This is a genomic window from uncultured Microbacterium sp., from assembly GCF_963521695.1.
Lineage (GTDB): Bacteria > Actinomycetota > Actinomycetes > Actinomycetales > Microbacteriaceae > Microbacterium.
Map to the genome: position 1 here is coordinate 1 of NZ_CAUQWC010000134.1, position 9468 is coordinate 9468.

The window sequence follows — 9468 nt, forward strand, 5'->3', positions numbered from 1 at the left end:
CATCCGTCGTCAGTCCGGCGGCGACGTCGGTGAAGGCGTCGAGCGCGGGATTCACCCCGACGAGGGTGAAGGGACGGTGCACGACGGTGAGGTCGAGCCCCCACACGTCTTCGAAGACGCGGCGGAGCCACCCGGTCGAGTGGTCCCAGCCCTCCTTCGGGCTGCCGGGCTCGTAGTTGCCGCCGAGGACGGTCACGAGGGTGGCGGCCTTTCCACGCAGCGCCGTGCCCTGCGGATCGATGCGCGGGTCGGTGTAGGCGAGGTCGAACCACGTCTTGACGTGCTGCGAGACGCCGTAGTTGTAGAGCGGCACCGTGAACAGGAGGGCGTCGGCGTCGATGAGCTCGTCGGCGAGACGTGTGCGGAGGGCGATGGCCTCGCGCTGGCCGTCGGTGTGCTGATCGGCGGGGGTGAAGCCCGAGGTCACGGAGTTGCGCCAGGCGGTGGCGGGAATCGGATCGGCGGCGACGTCGCGGCGGACGACCGTCGATGACGGGTGCGCGGCCAGCCATTCGGCCTCGACGAGGTCGCCGAGCTCGCGGCTGGCAGAGGTGGCGGGCAGGATGCTGGCATCGAGACGGAACAGGGTCATGCGCTTCTCCGATCAGAGTGACTATGAAAAACAAAGTGACTTTGTGAAAGCTAGCACACCTAGGATGGAGTCATGGCCGAAGATCATGACGCGCGACACTGCGACGCAGCGGTCTCTCACGCGTTCTCCGTTCTCGGCAAGAGGTGGAACGGCATGATCCTCGATGTCCTGGGCCAGGGGGAGCTCTCGTTCTCAGGTCTGCGGCGCGCGGTGGCCGGGATCAGCGACGCCGTTCTGTCGGATCGGCTGACCGAACTCACCGAGACCGGCTTGCTCGACCGCCGCGTCGACGCCGGGCCGCCCGTTGCGGTGACGTACGCTCTGACGGACGCCGGATGCCGTCTGATTCCGATCCTGGGTCAGCTCGGCGAGTGGGCCGAAGACAATCTCGCCAGACGCTGAGCATTCGCTCCCGCTGCGTCAGGCCTGACCGTCGACCCGCGGAGTGAGGGCATCCATGACGCGGTCGAGATATGAGTGCTGCAACGCGGGTCGATGCCGGCTGATGGTATCGCCGATAATGCACATTATGTCAGTTTGCGTCGGCGACACGGTCCGATCTCCTCCCCGGTCGGCGACACGGTCCGATCTCCTCCCTGGCTTGCGCGATATCGACGACCTCGGCGCGCGACCATTCGCACGCTCCCCTCCCCTGACCCTCCTCTTTCGGAGAAAGAGGTGAGACGGGCGTGACAGCCGTCAGCGTGGGGCATCGCGCTACCGGTATCCATGGGCGGCTTCAGCGCGGCAGACCGGTCACACGTCGTCGCAGTTGTCCCTCAACCACGCTTTCACTTCGCCGGCGGCGGAATCGACGAGGTCGGACACCGAGGCGTGCGCGGCCGGTGTGGACGTCGGTGTCCTCGTCGGGGTGGGGCCCGGCGCGGGTGATGCACGACCGGACGGCCCTGTCGTGGGCGGGGCGTCGATCTCGAAGATCAGACGTTCGATTGCGCGTTCGACGGCACGGTAGTCATCGCTCAGCGTCGAGGGGGCAAGCGACCTCATCTCCCCCAGTCTCGTGAGGATCGCTTCAGCACCCTCCTGATCGAGGCCGATCTCTGCGGAGCCCCTGATCGTACGAAGCGTGATCACATCGTCAGTCATGGCCGCGCAGGCTCGAGCCAGGTCGTCGTACCCACCCAGCCCGGTGGTCGGAGCGGGGGTGGCCGTCGGTGCGGTGGGCGTTGAGGGAGGAGGCATGCAGCCGGAAAGTGACAGGGTCACGGCAATGACGCCGAGGGCGACGAGGCTTCGCCTAGGCTCAGACCCGTGTGGGGGCAGGTGCGGGACGGACCGACGGGAGTACCGCGTTCTCATCGGACGGATCCTCGCGCGTCCGGTCCCGCGGTTCGCGTCATCGTCGTGTGTGCCCGCCTGACAGCTCTCGTCGTCACGGGGTGGGCGTTGATCTCTCGAGCCGACTGCATCTTTGCCACCCATACCTGTCGAGCCACGAACTTGCTGAGCTACTACGATTCAATCCAACATCGCGTTCGCCCTCCTCACCGCCCTGCTCATCGTCTGCACGGTTCTCGGCCTCCCGGAACGAGCCTGGCTGACGACGCTTCGTGTCATCGTCACAAGCTACCTCGTCATCTCCGGCGTCACCTTCGCAATATTGATCGAGACGGCCGGGCTCGGTGACTTCACGTTCCTCGTGCCGATGTCGTCCAAGGTCCTGCACTTCGTTGTGCCTGTCTATGCGATCCTCGATTACCTCCTCCTTCCCGGCCGACGACGATTGCGGCTTCGGGTGTCGCTCTGGGCACTCCTCTATCCATTCGCTTATGCGATTTTGACCTCCGTGCGCGGGCGTGCACTGAACTGGTACCCGTATGTGTTCTTCGACCCCGAGTGGGTCGGAAGCTATGTCGGCGTCGTGGCCTATTCCGCCCTGCTCGCGTGCGCACTGGTCGCGGTTGCGGCTCTGCTCTCGCTGGCTTCGCGGCTCCCTGTCTTCCGCGCTGCCACGGCCGCCTGATCGTTCCGTCTGACGGCGGCACGCGAGCGTCGACGAGCCGATGCCGCCGCTACTCGGTATAGACGGCCGTCGTGCTGGTGCGCCAGGTTCCCGGTTCGACCTCCCAGGCAACGGTCAGAGGCTGCGTCTCGGTGGAGGGCGCCGAGGCCTCCCACGCGATGTCCCAGCGCGCTTGGAGATCACTCATCGCCGACGAGGCGGGAACCTCCACCGTGCCGAGATACGCGGTGATCGTGGACGGGAAGCCGACGAGTCCGGGACCCTCCACTCCTGCTTCGGCTGCCAGGTCGCGGAAGATCAGCGCGGCGGGAGCCGCCGGGTCGACGGCGACCGAGTCGCGCACATCCTCCGGCCCCGACGCGGGGTTCACCCACTCGTACGGGCTGGCACCGGTCGACGGCACGCCGGCGTCGTCGATGCGCAACCCTGCGCCCGTGTCACGGACGAGCCACCCGTCCGCGATGCGGTCGCTGACGGCCGTCACGAGGACGGTGCCCTCGGCGGGGCCTGGTCCCGCCTCGATGGTGCCGCCGGTGCCGAGGTACCCCGCTGCCTCCTCGGATCGGACGATGCTGTACACGGCCGACTCAGCGAATTGCGCCTCGGAACCGGCTAAGGCGCGGGATTCGTCGGTCAATAGCGCATAAGCCTCGCCATACTGCTCGGCCTGGATCGCCGTGAGGTATTCCTCGACGACGGCCGCGGCCTGTTCGGTGGGAACGGCGACTGCGGAGGTGGCATCCGGTGTCGACGCGCTGGGGTCGGCGGATGCCGTGGGCGCGGCGTTCGTGGAGGGGGAGGCAGCGTCTGCTCCCCCGGTGCAGCCCGCGAGAACCAGCGTGGCCGTGGCCACTGCCCCGAGGAGAACGAGCCTGCGATGCGTGATCTTCTGGGTCATACCACGACGCTAGGCGAGGCTATCCCAAGGACCATACGTGGTGGCCGGCGCGATGAGAGTGTGAAAGGGTGCGCCCCGCACGCGGGTGGAGGCCCTCCCCGTCGCGGCGTGCGACCGCGGTGGACAGACGCCGCGTCGGTATCGGCGGCGTCCCCATCGCCCGAGTCGACCACGGTCGAGGTCAGTCCACTCAGCGCAGCACGTCGGTCGCCACCCCCGTCGCGATGGCGATCGCCGCGAACAGCAGCACGACCGCCAGCACGACGCGCGTGCCGCCCGCACCCGCCGCTTTCCTCCGGGCTCGCGCGCTGCGCACGAGGGTCACGCTCCCCGCGAGGAGGCCGCCGCACGCGACGATGCCGAGCCCCAGCAGGAGACCCGCGCCGATCTCCGGAGTATGCAGGTACCCGAGCAGGAGGGCACCTGCGTAGACGATGGCGGCCGTGACGACACCGGCCAGCACACGCGCGCCGATGTCGCGCCAGAACTTCTCTTCGCGCACCCAGACGCCGATCCAGCCCCACGGGCCGCGCGGTGAGGTGTCGATGTCGTGGGGCATTTCTGCACAATATCGAACTCACGCGACGGGGTACGCGCCACGCGTGGAGCCGGAGCGCGCGGAAGGGCGGAACGTGTTACCGCAGCACCTCGACGAGCACGATCCACGAGATCATCAGGGCCACGATGATGGAGAGCAACGCCCCGAACGCGAAGGCGGCCGTTCCGGCGGCCACCGACCCCGAGATCATCAGGATGCCGCCCACGGCGTACGCGGCGGGAACGAGAAACCCCAGCGCGCTCTTCAGACCGCGTAGCCGGTTCAGCGGGCTGCGATCGGCCGTGATCCGGCGGGCGGCGTCAACCGCGAAGGTCGCAGCGATGAGGGATGCCAGCACCGCGACGGCGCCATAGACCACGCCGTCCAGGTCGGGGGCGAGCCCGAGCGCGCTGACAACGAGCGCCAGCACGAGGGCCGAGATGGCCGTCCCGAGGCGCGCGGTCAGCGCCGGCGCCTTCACGATCTCGGCGATGTTGACGCTGGCGGCGACGATCACGAGACCCGCGAGAGCGGCCGTCGCGCCGACGAGCGCGAGGTTGAAGTCGCCCCAGTCATCCATGACCGGATGCTAGCGCTCGACCACATACCCGGCCAACTTCGTAGGAACCCCCGCCGTTATGCTGGGTCCATGCCCGACGAGGACGGCGAGACACAGGAGGAACGCGCGCTCCGCGCCATCGCGAACATGCAGGCCGGCGCCGACATCTCCGATGAGGCGCTGCGCCTCTCGAACGATTACACCGACCGTCAGACGCGCCGTGTGAGGGAGTGGCTCGCTCGGGTGACTCGGCGCCGCTGACCCCCGCGGGTCGTGGTCACTCCCCCGGCCGTACCCACCCCGAGGTGACCGACAGCACCCGCGAGCCGTCGAGGTCGGCGAGCGAAAGGCTTGCGAAGCGCGCTGCGGCATCCGATGTCTGCCAGCGGAACCGCGGCGCCGAGGTGGTCGCGGCCTCCACCACCGTTTTCGCTGCGTCCTCCGCCGACTGCGCCGACGCGAAGGCAGTCGCCGTGCGGTCGAGATACGCCTGCTGCTCCTGCGCGTAGGGGCCGGGCTCCGTGCGGTGCACCGAGTCGGTGAACGACGACGCCACCGCAGCGGGCTCGACGATCGCCACGTCGACGCCGAACGGCGCGACGACGGGGGCGAGTGACTGCATGAGTCCCTCGACGGCAAATTTCGCGGCGCAGTAGGCGTCGGCGAACGGCTGTCCCACCGCTCCCCCGACGCTCGTGACGGTGACGATCCGGCCGCTGCGGCGTTCGCGCATGCCCGGGAGCACAAGGCGTGTCAGGCGAGCCACCGAGAGGTAGTTCGTCTCGAGCTGCTCCTGCAAGTCGGCGTCGCTCAGCTGCTCGAGCGTGCCCACGGCGCCGCGGCCGGCGTTGTTGACGAGGATGTCGAGGGGACCCACCGCCTCGATCAGGGCCCGGGCTGCGGCGGCATCCGTCACGTCCAACGATCGGATGTCGAGCTCGACACCCGCCTCGGATGCCGCGGAGCGCAGCGCGTCGGCGCGCGAGGCGTCGCGCACGGTGGCGACCACCTCGACCCCCGACAGCGCGAGTCCGATGGCCGTGTGCAGGCCGATTCCGCTGGAGGTGCCGGTGACGAGACCGAGAGTCATGTGTTCATCCTGCTCCTCGAACCCGTGGGCGCGGTGTGCGGGGTTCGCTCTGGTGGTTCTCGCAGGGGATCCCTGGGAGGTGTCTGCTCTCACCGGGCCGGAGCCCGACCTCATCTATCAGGCGTGCTTCGGACACCTCCGCCGAGACGAACTGCCCCTTGCCGCACGCTCGAACAGAGATGCTGATCTGCGCAACCGCATCAACCAGCAGTCGCCGTTGCACGGCTCCAGATGTCGTCACCTCGCATGGTCTATATGCGCAGCCGACCCGTCGGTCTGCGAGACGCTGAGGTAGTCCGCGGACAGATTTCCGAGCCCCTGTTCGAGCCAGCCGTTGCTCCCTTGCGTGTAGCCGAGGATTCTTCCGCTGGTCGTGAGCGCGTATACGACGGGACCGGCCTGGGCGACGCCGGTCAGGGTCACATCGGACGGGAGTGGCGGGAGACTTGTCGACCCGTTCATCGTCGAATAAACCTTCTTTCCGTCTGTGTAGACGGCGTTCCCGTTCCCGGTCGCTGTGCGCATGCCGATGATCCCCTGGCCTTCCTGCGCGGCCCATGCCGAGAAGGTCCTGGGCTGTGTCGCGCGCTGGGCGGTTGCGTCACTCCGGTAAACGACCCCGTCGAGCCCCAACACGTATAAGGACGAGGTCGCGCCGTCGGTGGAAAGGCGCACATCGGCGATTCCCGCTGTCGCCGGAAGCGGGGGCAAACCGGCCCCTCCGGACGGCCAGGAGTACATGACCTGCCCGTTGACGATGTAGGCGATCGCCGCATCCGTCTCGGACGCCGCTATGGTCCCAACGCTCCAGTTGATCGTCGTCCACGCGCCGCCGTCGACCAACCGGTAGAGCACGCCGTTCGAACCCAAGGCGTAGACGAAGGTTCGACCGCCTCCCGCCGTCATCGCGATCTGGCCGACGTTGGTCGGGGCGGGAAGTGCGGGGAGCTTCCCGGTCGCGGTTGTGTAGATGCTGGCGCCGTCGGTGTAAACCGCGCCAGTGCCGGATGTCGCTGCGGCGATCTGTGTGATCCCCGATTGCGGACGTTGCGCCCAGGGCGTGAAGGTTGAGTTCGCCGGACCGGAAGAGGCGGTGACATAGACTCTTCCGTCGTCGCCGAGAACGTACGCAGATGACTGCCCATTCTGCGTAGCCGTCTGGATCGTGGAAGGGTGGACTCCTGAGGGCAGCGACGGAAGATCCAGGCTCCCCTTGCCCGGGACCTGAAGGATTATGCGCGACGCAGCTGCGGACGTATCGCGCTTGGCTCGTCCTGGTCCTGAGGCTCGCTGGGCGGCGTAGGCCGCCAGGGCAGCGGCATTCTCTCCCGACTCGGACTGGATGATCATGCTGTCGGCGCTCGACGTGGACGCCTGGACATCGGTGTGGGATGCGATGAGCGATAGCTTCGATGTCGAGTTGGCGATCGTGTATTTCGTGCGGACCGACCCGTCGCCCTCGGGGTTGCGGAGTGCGAACTTCTGCTTCGGGTCGAGGTAATCGCAGGGTCCGAACGTGGTCTGGTTGCCAAATGCGCTCAGGCCTGCATCCGTGACGAAAGGCCGAGAGTTCAACGTCAGGCACTTCCCGTTCGCATCGCGGATCTGAAAGGCGCCCGTCGTATCGAAGAGGAGGTCGAACGTCGGAAGGTTGGCGCCGCTTTCGGTGAACGTGGCCGTGACGGTGCCATAGGGCTGCTTTCGGCTCTCCAGCCATCGACCATTTCCGAGGATGTCGACACTCTTGATCGTCCTCGTTGGGTAGTCGGCGGAGATGTCGGCGTCGGTGAGGTTCGTCTGCGCGAGGATCCAATTGTGTACCGGCGTGAGCGACGCGAAGAGCGTCGTCCCGGCCCTACTCGATAGGCCGAGCTTGTAACGGAGCGTGCTAGCGAGTCCGATAAGAGAACTGACGCCCGTGATCGCGCCGAACTGCACGAGGGGGCCGCCGGAGTCGCCCGGCAGGGCATGACCGTCGTCACTCGTGCCGATGATCTCCCTGTTGAGGAACAGACCCTTGTAGAAGCCGTTCGTAAGACCTTCCCACGACGGTGCGATCGAGAGGTTGGATACCTCCCCGGTCAAGGACTGCACCGCGGACTTGACATTCGGCCACGTTGATTCGGACTCGGGTTTGCCGTCCGACGCCGTCAAACCGAACCCGTACATGATGGCGGCGGAGTCCTCATGCATCGTCGACAACTTCGGGTAGGTCTGGCGTGGTGTCGCCTCGGCTAGTTCGACGAGCGCGACATCGTTCGCGTCAGACCGCACCACTCGCTTGGAGCGAAAGGACCTCTTGGTCTCGGAAAGCTTCGGAGATACGAAGACCAACGCCTGGGTGGCCGGTGGGCGGAGGCAGTGTCCTGCCGTCAGCACGAAGGTCGGTGAGATCAGGGTGCCGGTGCACTCGGCGACGTCTTGGCCCTTCGCATCCTGAAGCGTCAACGAGACCACCCACGGGACCTGCCCCGACATCTCCTGCCCGCCCTCGATGGCGTGAGCGGAGGGGATACCCGTCAGCGAGCTGAGCAAGAGCGACAGCGTCGCAATCGCCGCGACCCCCCACTTCTGAATCGACACGGCCATCCCCTCGGGGGAACGTGATTTCATCCATGACGAATCCTGCAGCGCTTCCGCGGACACCGATCTCATGTATGCACCTTAAGAACGCCGCGCAAGCGGCAAGCGCTCGATCCCGGAACTTCACTTTCGATCCCTGCGGGTTCACCCGTAACTCGCGCCATGAACCCGTCCTCGAGCAGCATCGCCCGAGCGTCGATCCGGAGACGTGACGATGCACTCGATCGTTCGCTCCCAGGCCACTCGTGCCGCATCACGGGCGGGCCGCTGATGTCGTCGGTCACTCCCCCGACATCCCTCCCGGTGAGACGAGACGGCAGGAGCGGCGGCGATCGGGTCTCATGCCCCGGGTGAGAGCGTGACCCAGCCTCCACCGAACTTCGCCGCGCGGCCATCGCCCGAGGAGGTGCCCGCGAGGCGCCGGCGCACCCACGGTCCGACGTGCTCACGGTAGTAGGCCGTGCCCTTCAGCCGCTCGATCTCGGGGATCTCGCGCAGACGCCACCACTCCGGCGGCGGGGTGAGCCCGACCGCCTCGATGACGCGGGCGGCCACTCGATGGTGTCCGCGGGTGTTCATGTGCAGGCGGTCCACCGACCAGAACTCTCCGCCCGCCAGGTCGCGGTCGAACCAGTTGTAGGCGGTGATGATGTCGGCGCGCGCCTCGAGTCGCTTCTCGACCGCGCTCGACAGCCGATCGCCCCGCGTCTGCAGCACGCGTCCGAGCGGCAGGCCCGCCGACGGGTTCGCCCCCGACAGCACGATGAGCTGCACGCCCTCTTCATCGCAGCGGCGCAGCACGTGTTGGAAGATCCCCACGATGCGGTCGAGGTCGGCGCGCGGGCGCAGCATGTCGTTGCCCCCGCCGTTGAAAGACAGGTGCGTCGGCTTCAGAGCCAGCGCCGGCTCGAGCTGTTGCTCGACGATCGGCTCGATGAGCTTGCCGCGGATGGCGAGGTTGGCGTACCGGATCGGCTCGCCCGCGGCATCCGCCCATCCCTGGGCCGCCAGGTCGGCCCACCCCCGCACGGTGCCGTCGGGCAGTTCGTCGCCGACCCCTTCGGTGAACGAGTCGCCGATCGCGACGTAGCGCACGGATGCCATGCTCCGAGCCTACGCGGGCCCGATCCCTGGTCGAGTGTCCAGGACACGCCGCGCGCGCCGCGGTCGTGCGGCGTGTTGTGGACGCTCGATGGGGTGGGCGTGCACGCCTGCTCCCCTCGG

Annotated in this window: 11 protein-coding genes; 3 read left to right on the forward strand and 8 right to left on the reverse strand. The window is 67.5% G+C overall.

The features are described 5' to 3' along the window. A partial coding sequence (locus RWP81_RS10670; protein WP_314455928.1) for an NAD(P)H-dependent oxidoreductase occupies nt 1–592 on the reverse strand: 592 nt, incomplete at its 3' end. A 72-nt stretch (nt 593–664) separates the two neighbouring features. Between RWP81_RS10670 and RWP81_RS10675 the strand changes: the two genes are divergently transcribed. Next, nucleotides 665–994, forward strand: a complete 330-nt coding sequence (locus tag RWP81_RS10675) for a helix-turn-helix domain-containing protein (protein ID WP_314455929.1) — start codon at nt 665–667, stop codon at nt 992–994. 354 nt (nt 995–1348) lie between these two features. Here RWP81_RS10675 and RWP81_RS10680 read toward each other — a convergent pair whose 3' ends face one another. Continuing rightward, nucleotides 1349–1600, reverse strand: coding sequence for a hypothetical protein (locus tag RWP81_RS10680; protein WP_314455931.1), 252 nt, complete (start codon nt 1598–1600; stop codon nt 1349–1351). 469 nt (nt 1601–2069) lie between these two features. Between RWP81_RS10680 and RWP81_RS10685 the strand changes: the two genes are divergently transcribed. Further along, nucleotides 2070–2576 carry a Pr6Pr family membrane protein gene (locus RWP81_RS10685; protein ID WP_314455945.1) on the forward strand — a complete coding sequence of 169 codons (507 nt, stop codon included), beginning with the start codon at nt 2070–2072 and terminating at the stop codon, nt 2574–2576. A gap of 49 nt (nt 2577–2625) precedes the next feature. Here RWP81_RS10685 and RWP81_RS10690 read toward each other — a convergent pair whose 3' ends face one another. From RWP81_RS10690 to RWP81_RS10700, 3 genes are all read right to left on the reverse strand, one after another. After that, nucleotides 2626–3474, reverse strand: a complete 849-nt coding sequence (locus RWP81_RS10690) for a hypothetical protein (protein ID WP_314455933.1) — start codon at nt 3472–3474, stop codon at nt 2626–2628. A gap of 190 nt (nt 3475–3664) precedes the next feature. After that, a complete protein-coding gene (locus RWP81_RS10695; protein WP_314455934.1) occupies nt 3665–4033 on the reverse strand; it encodes a hypothetical protein in 369 nt (122 codons plus the stop codon). Nucleotides 4034–4109: 76 nt separating this feature from the next. Further along, nucleotides 4110–4592 (reverse strand): hypothetical protein, encoded by a 483-nt coding sequence (locus RWP81_RS10700; RefSeq protein WP_314455935.1) that lies wholly within the window; start codon nt 4590–4592, stop codon nt 4110–4112. A gap of 69 nt (nt 4593–4661) precedes the next feature. On the opposite strand from RWP81_RS10700, the gene RWP81_RS10705 reads away from it, so the two are divergent. Beyond that, nucleotides 4662–4832, forward strand: a complete 171-nt coding sequence (locus RWP81_RS10705; RefSeq protein ID WP_314455936.1) for a hypothetical protein — start codon at nt 4662–4664, stop codon at nt 4830–4832. Nucleotides 4833–4848: 16 nt separating this feature from the next. Here RWP81_RS10705 and RWP81_RS10710 read toward each other — a convergent pair whose 3' ends face one another. The 3 genes from RWP81_RS10710 to RWP81_RS10720 all read right to left on the reverse strand — a co-directional run bounded on the left by RWP81_RS10710 (nt 4849) and on the right by RWP81_RS10720 (nt 9348). Further along, a complete protein-coding gene (locus RWP81_RS10710) occupies nt 4849–5661 on the reverse strand; it encodes an SDR family NAD(P)-dependent oxidoreductase (protein WP_314455938.1) in 813 nt (270 codons plus the stop codon). 237 nt (nt 5662–5898) lie between these two features. Next, the gene (locus RWP81_RS10715; protein ID WP_314455941.1) at nt 5899–8244 is read right to left on the reverse strand and encodes a trypsin-like serine protease; all 2346 of its coding nucleotides are present in this window, start codon (nt 8242–8244) and stop codon (nt 5899–5901) included. Between the two features lie 339 nt (nt 8245–8583). Then, nucleotides 8584–9348 (reverse strand): SGNH/GDSL hydrolase family protein, encoded by a 765-nt coding sequence (locus RWP81_RS10720; RefSeq protein WP_314455943.1) that lies wholly within the window; start codon nt 9346–9348, stop codon nt 8584–8586. Nucleotides 9349–9468 lie beyond the last annotated feature (120 nt).